We start from the raw sequence: 16,100 nt of genomic DNA on the forward strand, positions 1-16,100 counted from the left end.
GGGGGCTTTCAACCGACATGCAAAAGCTGGCTTCCGATGAGTGAACTCAAGACCATCTCCATTCGTGGTGCGCGCGAGCACAATCTGAAAGGCATCGACCTCGATCTGCCGCGCAACAAGCTGATCGTGATGACCGGACTTTCCGGCTCCGGCAAGTCCTCGCTCGCCTTCGATACGATCTATGCCGAAGGGCAGCGCCGCTATGTCGAGAGCCTGTCTGCCTATGCGCGTCAGTTCCTCGAGATGATGCAGAAGCCGGATGTCGACCAGATCGACGGCCTGTCGCCGGCGATCTCGATCGAACAGAAGACGACCTCGCGTAACCCGCGCTCGACGGTCGGCACGGTCACCGAAATCTACGACTATATGCGCCTGCTCTTCGCGCGCGTCGGCGTGCCCTATTCGCCGGCGACGGGCCTTCCGATCGAAAGCCAGACGGTCAGCCAGATGGTCGACCGCGTGCTGGAATTCGGCGAAGGCACGCGCCTGTACATTCTTGCGCCGCTCGTTCGCGGCCGCAAGGGCGAATACAAGAAGGAACTCGCCGAGCTGATGAAGAAGGGCTTTCAGCGCGTCAAGGTCGACGGCACCTTCTACGAGATCGCCGAAGTACCGGCGCTCGACAAGAAATACAAGCACGACATCGATGTGGTGGTGGACCGTGTCGTCGTCCGGCCGGACCTTGCCTCGCGCCTCGCCGACAGCCTGGAGACCTGTCTGACGCTGGCCGATGGGCTTGCCGTGGCCGAGTTTGCCGACAAGCCGCTGCCGCCGGAAGAAACGGCCGCCGGCGGCTCGGCCAACAAGTCGCTCAACGAGACTCATGAGCGCGTGCTGTTTTCGGAAAAATTCGCCTGCCCGGTCTCCGGCTTCACGATCTCCGAGATCGAGCCGCGTCTGTTCTCCTTCAACAATCCCTTTGGCGCCTGCCCGACCTGTGACGGTCTCGGCAGCCAGCAGAAGATCGACGTGGCGTTGATCGTGCCCGAGGAGCACCGGACGCTGCGCGACGGCGCGATTGCGCCCTGGGCCAAGTCCTCCTCGCCTTACTACAACCAGACGCTCGAAGCGCTCGGCAAGGCCTTCGGTTTCAAGCTCGGCAATCGCTGGAACGAACTGTCCTCCGCAGCGCAGAATGCGATCCTGCACGGGACGGAAGAGAAGATCGTCTTCCACTACGAGGACGGCGCCCGTTCCTACAACACCACCAAGAATTTCGAGGGCATCGTGCCCAATCTGGAGCGTCGCTGGAAGGAGACCGACAGCGCCTGGGCGCGCGAGGAAATCGAGCGCTACATGTCGGCGGCGCCCTGCCCGGCCTGCGCCGGCTTCCGGCTGAAGCCTGAGGCGCTTGCGGTCAAGATCGACAAGCTGCACATCGGCCAGGTCACCGAGATGTCGATCCGCATCGCGCGCGACTGGTTCGAAGCGCTGCCGGCGCATCTTAACACCAAGCAGAATGAGATTGCGGTTCGCATCCTCAAGGAAATCCGCGACCGCCTGCGCTTCCTCAACGATGTCGGCCTCGAATATCTCAGCCTTTCGCGCAACTCCGGCACGCTCTCGGGCGGTGAAAGCCAGCGCATCCGGCTTGCGTCGCAGATCGGCTCGGGCCTCACGGGCGTGCTCTACGTGCTCGACGAGCCGTCGATTGGCCTGCACCAGCGCGACAACGCCCGCCTGCTCGAGACCCTTCGCCACCTGCGCGACATCGGCAACACCGTGATCGTCGTCGAACATGACGAGGATGCGATCCTGACGGCCGACTATGTCGTCGATATCGGTCCGGCCGCTGGCATCCATGGCGGTGAGGTCATTGCGCAAGGGGCGCCCGCCGACGTCATGGCCAATCCGAAGTCGCTGACCGGCAAGTATCTGTCCGGCGAGCTTGCGGTCGCGGTTCCGAGCGAGCGCCGCAAGCCCAAGAAGAAAAAGGAAATCACCGTCGTCGGCGCGCGCGCCAACAACCTGAAGAACGTCACCGCCTCGATCCCGCTCGGCGTCTTCACCGCCGTGACCGGCGTTTCCGGAGGCGGCAAGTCGACCTTCCTGATCGAAACGCTCTACAAGGCCGCCGCCCGCCGCATCATGGGGGCGCGTGAGAACCCGGCCGAGCATGACCGTATCGACGGCTTCGAGCATATCGACAAGGTGATCGACATCGACCAGTCGCCGATCGGCCGCACGCCGCGTTCGAACCCGGCGACCTATACCGGCGCCTTCACGCCGATCCGCGACTGGTTCGCCGGTCTGCCGGAGGCAAAGACGCGCGGCTACCAGCCGGGCCGCTTCTCCTTCAACGTCAAGGGCGGCCGCTGCGAGGCCTGCCAGGGCGACGGCGTCATCAAGATCGAGATGCACTTCCTGCCGGATGTCTACGTCACTTGCGACGTCTGCCACGGCAAGCGCTACAACCGCGAAACGCTCGATGTGCACTTCAAGGGCAAGTCGATCGCCGACGTGCTCGACATGACGGTCGAGGAAGGCGTCGAGTTCTTTGCCGCCGTCCCGGCCGTGCGCGACAAGCTGGTGACGCTCAACCAGGTCGGCCTCGGCTACATCAAGGTGGGTCAGCAGGCAAACACGCTCTCGGGCGGCGAAGCCCAGCGCGTTAAGCTCGCCAAGGAACTGTCGAAACGTTCGACAGGCCGTACGCTTTATATCCTCGACGAGCCGACGACCGGGCTGCATTTCCATGACGTAGCCAAGCTTCTTGAAGTTCTGCATGAGCTCGTCAACCAGGGCAATTCCGTCGTCGTCATCGAGCACAATCTCGAAGTCATCAAGACCGCCGACTGGGTCATCGACTTCGGTCCCGAGGGCGGCGATGGTGGCGGCGAGGTCATCGCCAAGGGCACACCTGAGGAGGTGGTCAAGGAGAAGCGTTCCTATACCGGCCAGTTCCTGAAGGAACTTCTCGATCGCCGGCCGATGAAAAAGGTCGAGGCGGCGGAGTGAACGCCTCGGCGCCTATCAGCGACCGGAAGAGGTGAGCGCGTTGTGATGCGGCCTGCGCGTTTGGAAGATCTGGCTGCGATGCAAAGCGTCACGGAGGCGGCCTACGAGCCCTATCGGGCGCTGCTTGGCGGGCCGCCGCTCCCGGTAACCGAAGACTACGCGCCCCGCATTCTTCGCAGCGAGATTTGGCTTCGGGAGCAGGATGACGTTGTCGCGGCCCTTGCCGTTTTCGAGCGGCACGCCGATCACCTGCTGATTTTCAGCATTGCAGTTGCGCCAGCCTGTCAGGGTCAGGGGCTGGGCATTGAACTGTTGAAATTCCTGGACAGCAAGGCGGTCGAGTGGGGCTTGCCGGAGGTGCGGCTCTACACCAATTCACGAATGGAGCGAAACATCGCGCTCTATCGCGCCTATGGATTTCAAGAAACGGGTCGCCGACCCAATCCCTATCGTCCAGGGTGGACACTCGTGGACATGACGAAATCGATCAAAGACTGAAAGCACGCGGTCAAGCGACGACCGTTGTTGAGGAGGATGGCATGGCAAAATCCGGAAAGATCCGCGTTGGCATCGGCGGCTGGACCTTCGAGCCCTGGGAGGGCACCTTCTATCCGAGCACGCTGGCAAAGAAGCGCCAGCTCGAATACGCCGGCAAGCAGCTTCGCGCGATCGAGGTGAACGGCACCTATTATTCGTCGCAGAAGCCCGAGACCTTCGCCAAGTGGGCCTCCGAAGTGCCCGAGGATTTCATCTTTTCGTTGAAGGCGAGCCGCTTCGTCACCAACCGCAAGGTTCTCTCGGAAGCCGGTGAATCCATGGAGCGATTCCTGACGCAGGGCTTGACCGAGCTTGGGCCTCATCTCGGACCGATCCTCTGGCAGTTCGCGCCGACGAAGAAGTTTGAACCTGACGACTTCGAGGGTTTTCTGAAACTTCTGCCGGCAAAACAGGATGGGCTGCCGCTCCGCCATGTGGTCGAGGTCCGCAATCCCACCTTCCAGGTTCTGGAGTTCGTGGCGCTGCTGGAGAAATACGGCGTTGCCGTGGTGCTCGCCGAACATGCGGATTATCCGATGATCGCCGATGTCACCGCCGACTTCGTCTATCTGCGTCTGCAGAAGGGCAGCGACGATATCGAGACCTGCTATGCGGCCGACAAGCTCGACCTCTGGGCCGAGCGCGCCAAGAGCTTTGCCAGTGGCGACGAACCGAGTGGGCTTGAGAAGAGCGCCCCGGACCGCAAGGCCAAGAAAGAGCCGCGCGATGTGTTTGCCTACTTCATCACCGAGGGCAAGGTGAATGCGCCGAATGGTGCCCGCGAGTTGCAGAAGCGCGTCGATTGAGTTCCAAGGCGGGATCAGTGCGTGCCGCTGATCCCGCTCACCCCTCACGAACCTGCCAGTCTTTGCACCTGCGCCAGTATCGTCGGCCGGGAGCGGGATGGTGTAGAGCACTATAGGTAGTGCCGATACTCCGTTCGCGACCCAAAAGGCGAGCGGCCTCAAGGCGTAAGGCGCGAATCACCACGGCCACCCCATATCGTTTTCCTAAGCGCAACCGAGGGTACCGTTGGGGATGGTTTTTATGCGGTTTTTTACCCGTCAATTTTTTGATCTGGCGCTGACCGTTGCGTTAGTCTCACAGGCAACCTCTGGAAGTGCCTGATTTTCATGGGGTTGGCCGATGTCCCCGTTTTCCACAGTCGGTCCACACAACATCTAGCGCTCAAACTTCCGTCACAAACCACCCCTTGACGCCCCCGGACGATTCACGGTTAATGGATTTCACGTTGCGACGGCGGCGGACCGGATTGTTTAGCGCCCGGTTCATCTCACCAAATCGTCGGTTCTGACAGGCGGCAGTCATGGATTTCACCATGCGGTCGCCGTGAGGATTTCTGTGCGATTTTTTGGGCCTGCTGGGGCAATATTTGGCTGGCATAAAGATGCTGTTAACACTATATTTAGTGCTTGCAGCCAGCCTACCTCACAAGATACAGGGTCACCCAGTTATGGGTTTCTCTCCAAGGACGGAAGCTGAGACTGGCTGCGGGATGACCCTCGCGGCCGGGCGGGGACAATTGCGCCTGTGGCGGGCGCTAGGCAACACGAAGGACCAGGGACAATGAAGATCGAACGTCGTTTCACCAAGGCCGGGCAATCCGCCTATGCGGAGATCGAATTCCGCAAGGCTACGAGTGAGATCAAGAACCCTGATGGTTCGATCGTCTTCCGCCTAGCCGATATCGACGTTCCGGCTCAGTTCAGCCAGGTCGCGGCCGACATTCTCGCCCAGAAGTATTTCCGCAAGGCCGGCGTTCCGGCCAAGATGAAGCGCGTCGAGGAGAACGACGTCCCCTCCTTCCTCTGGCGGTCGGTCCCTGACACGGATGCGCTGAAGGCTCTGCCCAAGGAAGAACACTACGGTTCCGAGACCGATGCCCGCCAGGTTTTCGATCGCCTGGCCGGCACCTGGGCCTATTGGGGCTGGAAGGGCGGCTACTTCGACACGGAAGAAGACGCCTCCGCCTTCCAGGACGAACTCGCCTACATGCTCGCCACCCAGCGCGTCGCGCCGAACTCGCCGCAATGGTTCAACACCGGCCTGCACTGGGCCTATGGCATCGATGGCCCCGGCCAGGGCCACTTCTATGTCGATCCCTTCACCGGCAAGCTGACCAAGTCGAAGTCGGCCTACGAGCATCCGCAGCCGCATGCCTGCTTTATCCAGTCGGTCGCTGACGATCTCGTCAACGAAGGCGGCATCATGGACCTCTGGGTGCGTGAAGCGCGCCTGTTCAAGTATGGCTCGGGCACCGGCTCCAACTTCTCGCATCTGCGCAGCGAAGGCGAAAAGCTCTCGGGCGGCGGCAAGTCCTCCGGCCTGATGTCGTTCCTGAAGATCGGCGACCGCGCCGCCGGCGCCATCAAGTCGGGTGGCACCACCCGCCGCGCCGCCAAGATGGTCGTTGTCGATATCGACCATCCGGATATCGAGGAATACATCAACTGGAAGGTCAAGGAAGAGCAGAAGGTCGCTGCGCTTGTCACCGGTTCCAAGGTCGTCGCCAAGCATCTGAAGGCGATCATGAAGGCCTGCGTCAACTGCGACGGCACCGACGACGCCTGCTACGACCCGAAGCAGAACCCGGCGCTGAAGCGCGAGATCCGCGCCGCCAAGCAGGCGCTGGTTCCGGAAAACTACGTCCAGCGCGTCATCCAGTTCGCCAAGCAGGGCTACAAGGACCTCGAATTCAAGACCTATGACACCGACTGGGATTCGGAAGCCTATCTCACGGTTTCCGGCCAGAACTCCAACAACTCGGTCTCGATCAAGGACGACTTCCTGCGCGCCGTCGAAGCCGATGGCGACTGGCAGCTGACCGCCCGCAAGGACGGCCGCGTGATGAAGACGCTGAAGGCCCGTGACCTCTGGGAGTCGATCTCCTACGCCGCCTGGGCGTCCGCCGATCCGGGCCTGCACTTCAACACGACGATGAACGACTGGCACACGAGCCCGGCCGCCGGCCCGATCCGCGCGTCGAACCCGTGCTCGGAGTACATGTTCCTCGACGACACCGCCTGCAACCTCGCCTCGCTGAACCTGATGATGTTCAAGGATGCGGCGACCAAGCGCATCAACATCGCCGACTACGAGCACGCCGTCCGCCTGTGGACCGTCGTCCTTGAAGTCTCGGTCATGATGGCGCAGTTCCCGTCCCGCGAGATTGCCGAACTCTCCTACGAATACCGCACGCTCGGCCTCGGTTATGCCAACATCGGCGGCCTGCTGATGTCCTCGGGCATTCCCTATGACAGCGCCGAAGGCCGCGCCATCGCCGGCGCGCTGACGGCGATCATGACTGGTGTTTCCTACGCCACCTCGGCCGAAATGGCCGAGAAGCTGGGTCCGTTCCCGGGCTTTGCCCCGAACCGCGACAACATGCTGCGCGTCATCCGCAACCATCGCCGCGCCGCCTATGGCGAGACGACCGGCTACGAGGCGCTCTCGGTCAACCCGGTCGCCCTCATCCATGGCGACAATCCGGACCAGGACCTCGTCATCCACGCCATGAGCGCCTGGGACAAGGCGCTGGAACTCGGCGAAAAGCACGGCTACCGCAACGCCCAGGCAACCGTCATCGCGCCGACCGGCACGATCGGCCTCGTCATGGACTGCGATACGACCGGCATCGAGCCCGACTTCGCGCTGGTGAAATTCAAGAAGCTCGCCGGCGGCGGCTACTTCAAGATCATCAACCGTGCCGTACCGGAAGCGCTGCGCTCGCTCGGTTATAGCGAAAGCCAGATCGCCGAGATCGAGGCTTACGCCGTCGGCCATGGCAACCTGAACCAGGCGCCGGCAATCAACCCGTCAACGCTGAAGGCCAAGGGCTTCACCGACGAGAAGGTCGAAGCGGTCAACGCCGCGTTGAAGAGTGCCTTCGACATCAAGTTCGTCTTCAACCAGTGGACGCTGGGCGCCGACTTCCTCAAGGGCACGCTGAAGGTCACCGACGAGCAGCTCGGCGCGATGGACTTCAACCTCCTCGACCATATGGGCTTCTCGAAGAAGGACATCGAAGCAGCCAACATCCACGTTTGCGGCGCGATGACGCTTGAAGGCGCGCCGTTCCTGACGAACGAGCACCTGCCGGTCTTCGATTGCGCTAACCCCTGCGGCAAGATCGGCAAGCGCTACCTCTCGGTCGAAAGCCACATCCGCATGATGGCGGCTGCCCAGCCGTTCATCTCGGGCGCCATCTCCAAGACGATCAACATGCCGAACGAGGCGACCGTCGAGGACTGCAAGAACGCCTACATGCTTTCCTGGAAGCTGGCGCTGAAGGCGAACGCCCTTTACCGCGATGGTTCCAAGCTGTCGCAGCCGCTGAACGCCTCGCTGATCGAGGACGACAAGGACGAGGATGCGCTGGAGGATCTGATCCAGGCGCCGGCCGCCGCCCAGGCCGTGACCATCACCGAAAAGATCGTCGAGCGCGTCATCGAAAAGGTGATCCGCGCCCGCGAAAAGCTGCCGAACCGCCGCCAGGGCTACACCCAGAAGGCCGTTGTCGGTGGTCACAAGGTGTATCTGCGCACCGGCGAATTCGGTGATGGCCGCCTCGGCGAGATCTTCATCGACATGCACAAGGAAGGCGCTGCCTTCCGTGCGATGATGAACAACTTCGCCATCGCCATCTCGCTCGGCCTGCAATATGGCGTGCCGCTCGAAGAATATGTGGAGGCCTTCACCTTCACCAAGTTCGAGCCGGCCGGCATGGTCCAGGGCAACGATGCGATCAAGAACGCGACGTCGATCCTCGACTACGTCTTCCGCGAACTCGCCGTCTCCTATCTCGGCCGCCACGACCTCGCCCATGTCGACACGTCCGATTTCAGCAACACGGCGCTCGGCAAGGGGATCCAGGAAGGCAAGACCAACCTGATTTCGACAGGCTGGACCCGTGGCTACAAGCCGACCATCGTCGGTGGCACGGCCGAACGCGCCGGCGAGCCGAAGGGCTCGGCAACGGCTGCTCCTGCCCGCGCCTCTTCTGGCGCAACCGTAACGGCGATCGCCGGCAACACGGTGCGCAAGATCGAGACGACAACCGCCATCGCGACCTCCGAAATCGTCGCCTTCAAGCGCGATTACGAAGAACGTGCGGCGGAATTGGCCGAAGAGATTGCCGAGGAAACGGCTGAGACGGTTACGGAAGTGACGGCTCTCTTCTCCGACAAGGCAGCCGCCGAAGCGGCATCGGCCAAGACGGACGCCAAAAAGGTGGAGGCCGAGCGCCGCGCCCGCTCGATCATGCAGGGCTACACCGGCAACATGTGCACCGAGTGCCAGAACTTCACGATGGTGCGCAACGGCACCTGCGAGAAGTGCGACACCTGCGGTGCGACGAGCGGCTGCAGCTAACCTGCTCCACCGAGATGGTGGTTGTGGTGACGTATCAATCAGTCACGCGGTTTTCATGGAACGCGTGACTGTCCCCCGACCAGAATTTTGCCCAGGGGCGTTTGAGCCGTGCCCCTGGGTTTTTTCGTGGATGGGACGTGACTCGGTCAGTCAGCGCGTCCTGTCGTGCTTGTGTGCAAAGCTGACGCCGCTGTTGCCGCTCCCACGGCAGATACCGCTCTGCTGTCCTGCAGCACGATGCGCGATCATCCATATCGTCGGCTGCCGTTCACATCCTTGCCGATGATCTCCCGGATGATGGTCAGGGTCTCCCTCGCCGCCTCTTTAGGTGCAAGCGCGGTATCGGCGACGTTGCTGACCAGTTTCGTCATGTCGTGATCGATGTCCTTCTCAGCCCAACGCTTGCCTTTGGCGACGGTGATATAGACCGAGTAGGCGTGGTGCATGGTTCCGGGCCGCTCGCCGATGATGTGGAGAATTCCGCGGAAACTGTTGGGGTCGGCATCCTTAAAGAGCATCTCGCCGATCCTGTAGCCGGCCCGCACCCTGCCGCTGGTCACCAGGATGTTCTTGTCGCTCACCGTGACACCGGCGTCTCCAAGCAACCTTCGCATCTCTTCGAGGTAAGGCGCTAGATGCCCGTCATCCATGATGGCCTTGGCATTGAGACCGTCCGATATGACGATCTGACCTTTGGGCATGTCGGCCTTCCACGAAGCCCTTACCCGCTCAATCTCCTTGATGGAATCCGGGCTCAGCGTTTCACCGGTGGTCGGGTGCGCAATGTAGTCGTTTCGGTCCTTGGACAGGGTGCGAACCGGGACGACGCCGGGCACGGCAGCGATAAACTCCGGCGTAAGTTCGGCCCAAAGAGATTGTTTGGCGTCGTCATATAGACCCCTTACTTTCGTCGCGAGCGCAGGGTTGAGATCCCAGATCTTCTCTCCGTGGCCCGTCGCCAGGTCGACGCCTCTCGCTTCGACCTCCATCATCATCTGCCTGCCTTCGGCGTAGACAGTTTCCTTTGGCCGCTTGTCACCCTTGGCGAGGCGGTACTGATAGTAGACCCAGAGGGGATCCCCGTAGTTTGACGTGTAGCTGTTGTCGTTGCCGACGATCCCGATGCGTTTGTAGAAATCCCACATCGCATCGTTGACCTTGAAGCCAAATTTCTCCCGTACGCGCACGTGATCCTGAAACGCGGTCGTGAGATAGCTCAACATCGGGTCATTTTTGGTGGGCAGAGCAATTAGGTAGGCCGGATTGGCCGGCATGATCTGGTCCTGGCACCAATCCAGATCGTCCAGGCTGACAGTCATATGCAGGGTGGTGCAGATATCGAGGCCGATGGTCAGCCCATGGAGCTTGCCCATGACCATGTCTTCGAGGCAGCACCGTACGAGTTGTTCGCGACTCTTGAAGACCTCCGGCCCGATGAAGCCGGCAACATCGTTGACATGGAGCCATGCGCCCTTGGGCTGCACCTTCGCAAGCTCCATGCTGACCGCTCTGCTGAAGCCATACTTTCGAGACTCAAGCACCATCATGTCGACGCCGTTTGCCACGCCGTTGGTGAATTCCGAGCCCTGCCCGGTCTCGAAGTAGAGGCCATATCTTTCCCCTGCCTTCGCGCTTGCATATTTCAGGATCTTCTCATTGGTGATGTCGAAGATCTTGTTGCAATCATCCGTTCCTGCGAGGCTCTGGAACACCGTGGAAACCGTTCCGGGGAAGCTCTCGCTCACCTCGGCCTGAACGTCGATGTGGGCGAGCACGCACCAGGGAATGACGTCAACAAGCTTGAAGGTATCGACGATATCCTTGAGGGCACGTTCCACCGTGACGACGCTGTTGACGGTACTGTCCACCGGGTTGGTGCCGATGACGATGTCGCCAGTCGCATAGGAGAATGCGTCGAAGACCTGCCACATGATGTCGTCGGGGTGGTCGGTTGGCGAATTCGGCTGAATACGCGCGCCCATATACCCCTTGGCCCCCAACTTGGTGCCGGGCATGACGTTGAAGATCTTTTGGCTGACGGAGATAAGCTCTTCGTTGCTCATCAGTTTCGGCACGCAACCGATCGTATCGCTGGTCAGCCCATTCATGATGCCTTTGATCTCTTCTTCCGATGCAGTCAGGAGAAACTCCTTCAGCTGGCCCATGGTCCAGTCTTTGACCTTTTCGTGCTGGGCCTGGTCCGTTGTCTGCCAGATCAGCCTTTGCAGATCGTCCTCAAGCAGCGGGCGCTGGTGAAGGTCTCCGATCTTCGTGCTTGCCAGAAGGGTCCGGGCGTTCGTTCGCGATGTGTCATTTTCCGCCACCACCCCGATCGTCTGATCTCCTTCCTTGAACGCGTTCGCACACCCCAGCACCTGCCGATAGGTCGTCTCGTCAAAACCGCCCTTGATCCTGCTGATATAGGCAAAGACGTCCTCGCCCTGCTTCACCTCATCGATCACAAGGGTGCCTCCGCCCGGTGCTGCCCGGGCAGCCTGGCTGTATGTGGCGAGCGTGGCCGCCGCAGTCCCTGCCACCAGCAGGAGATCTCGTCTGGACAGACCGTGCTGATCCGAGAACATGCCCTTGCTCATTGCCATTTCCTTTCTGCAAAAGGTCTCCGGGCATTTCGCCAAACGGCCCTGGTGAGGACGGCGATTTGAGGAGGCGCGCAGTTTGGGTGCGCAATACATTCTCCACTCCGGGCATGGGCCCGCTATTCCCATCGATCGATGCGGCACCGTTCCTTTGGCGGAAACGAAGCGGGGCCTCTCGACCGGACGGGCACGGCTGGGCCAGCTACTGCAGGCTCATGACGATGCGCCCGTCGATCTTGCCGGCCTCCATCCGGTGGAAGATCTCATTGATGTTCTCGAGGCTGTCCCATGAGAAATGCGGCGCGACCTTGCCTTCAGCGGCAAACTGCAGCGATTCCTCCAGATCCTGGCGGGTGCCGACGATCGATCCGCGCAGCGTTATGCGCTTGAGCACCGTTTCAAATACCGGCACGGAGATCATCCCAGGGGGAAGGCCGACGAGCGCCATCGTGCCGCGTGATCGCAGGAATCCGAACGCCTGTTCCATTGCAGCAGGTGAAACCGCAGTTACGAGCGCCCCATGCACGCCGCCGGTCGCCTTGATTACCTGCTCTACGGCATCCTTCGCCTTGCCGTTGACTGTAATGTCGGCGCCTAGCTGCTTTGCAAGTGCCAGCTTGTCGTCGAAGATGTCCGCGGCGACGACATGCATGCCCATCGCCTTTGCGTACTGCACAGCCATGTGGCCAAGGCCACCGATGCCGGAGACGGCGACCCATTCGCCGGGGCGGACTTCCGTTTCCTTCAATCCCTTGTAAACGGTCACTCCGGCGCAAAGAACCGGCGCAGCAGGGCCGAACTCGAGCCCGGTGGGCAGGCTGCCGACGAAGTCGGGATCCGCCAGTCCATACTCGGCAAATGTTCCGTCGACGGAATATCCGGTGTTCGACTGTGATGCGCACAGTGTTTCCCAACCGGTGCGGCAATGCGGGCAGTATCCACATGCGCTGTGAAGCCAGGGAACGCCGACCCTGTCCCCCTCTTTCACTCTTTTGACACCGGCACCCACTGCCGAAACATAGCCGACGCCCTCGTGTCCCGGAATAAACGGCGGGCTAGGCTTTACCGGCCAGTCTCCATTTGCTGCATGGAGGTCGGTGTGGCAGACGCCCGTTGCTTCATATTTGACGAGGATCTGCCCAGGTTGCGGCGTCGGCACCGCCACCTCCTCGATCACAAGGGGCGTGCGGAACTGCCGAACGACGGCGGCCTTCATCGTCTGGGCCATTGCTAATCCTCCTCCAAATCGCCGGGCCTACGGAGAGGCCCATTAAGGGAAGTGCGGAGCCGGCAGGCGCCCATGTCGGATACAGAAGAATTCCACATTCATCCGGGCGCCATGGACGTTCGCGGCCGGGATTCGGGCGTCATCTCATCGTTGACACGCACCGCCAGAATTTCAGCGAGGTTCGGGCGGTGCTTTCGTTACGCATCAGCGTAAACCCGCGAGCATAGTTCGACAATGGCTCCCCGCGCTTGGGGGCGTGACCTACTGTAACATACAGCGGCGCGCGTCGATGAGGGCCCCGAGCGGAAATGGCGCGTCTGCCCGCTACTTTCGAAGAAACGGTTTTGAAACGGATCGCCCGACGAACCGATCGAGCGCGTCGCTTCGCGCAATGATGTCCAACCAGGCGCGTCGTCTCAAGTGTATTGACATGCTCGGCGCGTGTCGTGTTGACTGGATGTAATGGGGCCGTAGCTCAGTTGGGAGAGCGCCGCAATCGCACTGCGGAGGTCGAGGGTTCGACTCCCTTCGGCTCCACCAGAACACAACCGCGCGCGCCGAGAGCTAGTTAAATCCAATCGGGCTGTGCACGAGTGTTTGCGCTCGACTAGAAGCTGCAGCATGGGTTCTGCCAGCGCCAGCGCCCAACTCGAACATCTCCCCCACGAACAGGTTGTCGAACCGCCGCGATAGGTTTACCTTACGCCCGCTAATGACGGTACCAAGGTCCTTTTCGGAGTTGGATCGACATGCGCGTCAAAGATGTGATGACGACAAAGATCGTCAGGCTTTCGCCTGACAACAGCGTCAGACAGGCAGCCCGGATTATGTTCGACAATCACGTCAGCGGCCTTCCGGTCGTTGACGATGAAGGCCATCTCATTGGGTTGATCAGCGAGGGCGACTTGATCCGGCGGACGGAACTCGGTGGCGGCGGACCGCTGGCGGACGTGACGCTTGCGGCCGATGACAGGGCCCACGCCTATATACGCCGATCCTCCTGGAGGGTGGGCGACGCCATGACAGCCGATCCCGTTACCATCGACGAGGATGCGCCGCTCGCGCGGGTGGCGGCGCTGATGCAGGAACGTGGCATCAAGCGCCTTCCCGTTCTCAGGAACGGCGTGCTGGTCGGTATCGTCAGCCGCGCCGATCTGTTGCAGGCGGTGTTGTCAGCAAAGCAGGACGAGACGGCCGCGGGTGATGAAGCGATCCGGCGCAGCATTCTTGTGCGCCTCGGCGAGAACACCGGCCTCGAAGGTCTGGATGTGAAGGTCGCCGTGACCGATGGCATCGTTCATCTCTGGGGCAACGTGGAGACGGCCGAGTGCCGGAGGGCCGCACGGATCGTTGCCGAAAATGTCCGCGGCGTTCGGGGCGTGGTCGAGCATTTCTCGGAACCATATCCGCAATAGCGCCCCTTTTAATTGTGCCGCGACACGCAGGTGTTCGCGACACCGAGTTGGCAAGACGATCCCAGCCGCTGTCGTCCGAAGACAGGTGTTCCATCATTCTGCCCGTCGCCGGCAAACAGCAACGACCGTAGCGAATTCAAGAGACTGCAGTGGCTTGCACGACTGCAAGTCGGAGAAATCCAGGCAATGTCCTAATGATCGGGAGGTTCAGATGGTTTCGCCTGAAACGGTATCGATGAAAGAGACGGCATCCGGGAGCTCGCATTCAACAACGCCATTGTCGGCAGACGAACTCCGCCTGATGGACGCCTATTGGCGCGCCTCGAACTACCTTTCTGTCGGCCAGATCTATCTGCTCGACAATCCGCTCCTGCGCGAGCCGCTGAAACGCGAACACATCAAGCCGCGCCTGCTCGGCCACTGGGGCACGTCGCCCGGCCTCAACATGCTCTATGTGCATCTCAACCGCGTGATCAAGCGCGACGACCTCAACATGATCTATATCATCGGGCCGGGGCACGGCGGGCCGTCGCTGGTGGCGCATGCCTATCTCGAAGGGACCTACACCGAGTTCTATCCGAACATCGGTGAAGATGCCGAGGGCATGCAGCGGCTCTTCAAGCAGTTCAGCTTTCCAGGTGGCATCCCGAGCCATGTGGCGCCGGAAACGCCCGGCAGCATCCATGAGGGCGGCGAACTCGGTTACGCGTTGAGCCATGCCTACGGTGCCGCCTTCGATAACCCGGACCTCGTCGTCGCCTGCGTGGTCGGCGACGGTGAGGCCGAGACCGGGCCGCTTGCGACAGGCTGGCAGAGCAACAAGTTCCTGAACCCTGCCCGCGACGGCTGCGTGCTGCCGATCCTGCACCTGAACGGCTACAAGATTGCCAATCCGTGCTTCCTCGCCCGCATTCCGCGCGACGAGTTGCAGAAGTTCTTCGAGGGCATGGGCTACAAGCCCTACTTCGTCGAAGGGCATGATCCGGCAAGCGTGCATCAGCAACTCGCCGCTGTGCTCGATACGGCGATGGCCGAGATCCGGCGGATCTGGGACGATGCCCGCGTGAGGGGCAATCTGAAGCGGCCGGCCTGGCCGATGATCGTCTTCCGCACGCCGAAGGGCTGGACCTGCCCCCCCGAGATCGACGGCAAGAAATGCGAGGACTACTGGCGGGCGCACCAGGTGCCGATGGGCGAGATGGACAAGCCCGAGCACATCCGCATCCTCGAGCAATGGATGAAGAGCTATCGCCCCGAGGAGCTTTTCAGCGATCAAGGCCGGCTGAAGCCGGAGATCGCAGCGCTCGCGCCAACGGGGCATCGCCGCATGAGCGACAATCCGCACGCCAATGGCGGCCTGTTGCTGCGTGACCTGAAGATGCCGGCGTTCCGGGACTATGCCGTCGAGGTTCCCCGTCCCGGCGGGACCAATGTGGAAGCGGCCCGCGTCATGGGCAAGTTCCTGCGCGACGTGATGAAATCCAACATGGACGCCAGGAACTTCCGCCTGTTCAGTCCGGATGAAAACAACTCGAACCGCTGGCAGGACGTGCTGGAGGTCACCAATCGCTGCTACATGGCCGAAATCTATCCGGAGGACGACCACCTCTCACCGGACGGCCGCATCATGGAGGTGCTCAGCGAACACCAGTGCCAGGGCTGGCTCGAAGGCTATCTGCTGACCGGCCGCCACGGCTTCTTCTCCTGCTACGAAGCCTTCATCCACATCATCGATTCGATGTTCAACCAGCATGCCAAGTGGCTGAAAGTCTGCAACGAAATTCCCTGGCGCCGGCCCGTCGGGTCGCTGAACTACTTCCTGAGTTCCCATGTCTGGCGGCAGGACCACAACGGCTTCAGCCATCAGGATCCCGGCTTCATCGATCACGTCGTCAACAAGAAGGCTGACGTCATCCGCGTCTACCTGCCGCCGGATGCCAACACGCTGCTGTCTGTCACCGACCATTGCCTGCG

Annotated in this window: 8 protein-coding genes and 1 tRNA gene; 7 read left to right on the plus strand and 2 right to left on the minus strand. The window is 61.3% G+C overall.

The features are described 5' to 3' along the window. Positions 1-36 precede the first annotated feature (36 nt). The 4 genes from uvrA to BLU35_RS30400 all read left to right on the plus strand — a co-directional run bounded on the left by uvrA (position 37) and on the right by BLU35_RS30400 (position 8,886). The gene (gene uvrA / locus BLU35_RS30385; RefSeq protein WP_057250264.1) at positions 37-2,958 is read left to right on the plus strand and encodes an excinuclease ABC subunit UvrA; all 2,922 of its coding nucleotides are present in this window, start codon (positions 37-39) and stop codon (positions 2,956-2,958) included. Between the two features lie 45 nt (positions 2,959-3,003). Then, on the plus strand, positions 3,004-3,456 hold the full coding sequence (locus BLU35_RS30390; protein WP_057250263.1) for a GNAT family N-acetyltransferase: 453 nt from the start codon (positions 3,004-3,006) through the stop codon (positions 3,454-3,456). Positions 3,457-3,497: 41 nt separating this feature from the next. Beyond that, complete coding sequence (locus BLU35_RS30395; RefSeq protein ID WP_057250261.1) at positions 3,498-4,301, plus strand: DUF72 domain-containing protein; 804 nt, start codon at positions 3,498-3,500, stop codon at positions 4,299-4,301. A gap of 781 nt (positions 4,302-5,082) precedes the next feature. Then, positions 5,083-8,886: a vitamin B12-dependent ribonucleotide reductase gene (locus BLU35_RS30400; RefSeq protein WP_093235866.1), complete on the plus strand. Its 3,804-nt coding sequence runs from the start codon at positions 5,083-5,085 to the stop codon at positions 8,884-8,886. A gap of 245 nt (positions 8,887-9,131) precedes the next feature. Here the strand turns inward: BLU35_RS30400 and BLU35_RS30405 are convergent, their stop codons facing one another. After that, the gene (locus BLU35_RS30405; RefSeq protein ID WP_057250258.1) at positions 9,132-11,480 is read right to left on the minus strand and encodes an ethanolamine ammonia-lyase; all 2,349 of its coding nucleotides are present in this window, start codon (positions 11,478-11,480) and stop codon (positions 9,132-9,134) included. Between the two features lie 205 nt (positions 11,481-11,685). Continuing rightward, complete coding sequence (gene adhP / locus BLU35_RS30410; RefSeq protein ID WP_057250256.1) at positions 11,686-12,711, minus strand: alcohol dehydrogenase AdhP; 1,026 nt, start codon at positions 12,709-12,711, stop codon at positions 11,686-11,688. Positions 12,712-13,175: 464 nt separating this feature from the next. On the opposite strand from adhP, the gene BLU35_RS30415 reads away from it, so the two are divergent. From BLU35_RS30415 to BLU35_RS30425, 3 genes are all read left to right on the plus strand, one after another. After that, positions 13,176-13,251, plus strand: a tRNA-Ala gene (locus BLU35_RS30415). Positions 13,252-13,460: 209 nt separating this feature from the next. Then, positions 13,461-14,126, plus strand: coding sequence for a CBS domain-containing protein (locus BLU35_RS30420; RefSeq protein ID WP_093235868.1), 666 nt, complete (start codon positions 13,461-13,463; stop codon positions 14,124-14,126). A gap of 211 nt (positions 14,127-14,337) precedes the next feature. Continuing rightward, a partial coding sequence (locus BLU35_RS30425; protein ID WP_093235869.1) for a phosphoketolase family protein occupies positions 14,338-16,100 on the plus strand: 1,763 nt, incomplete at its 3' end.

Origin of the sequence: Sinorhizobium sp. NFACC03, assembly GCF_900103435.1 — a bacterium.
GTDB lineage: Bacteria > Pseudomonadota > Alphaproteobacteria > Rhizobiales > Rhizobiaceae > Ensifer.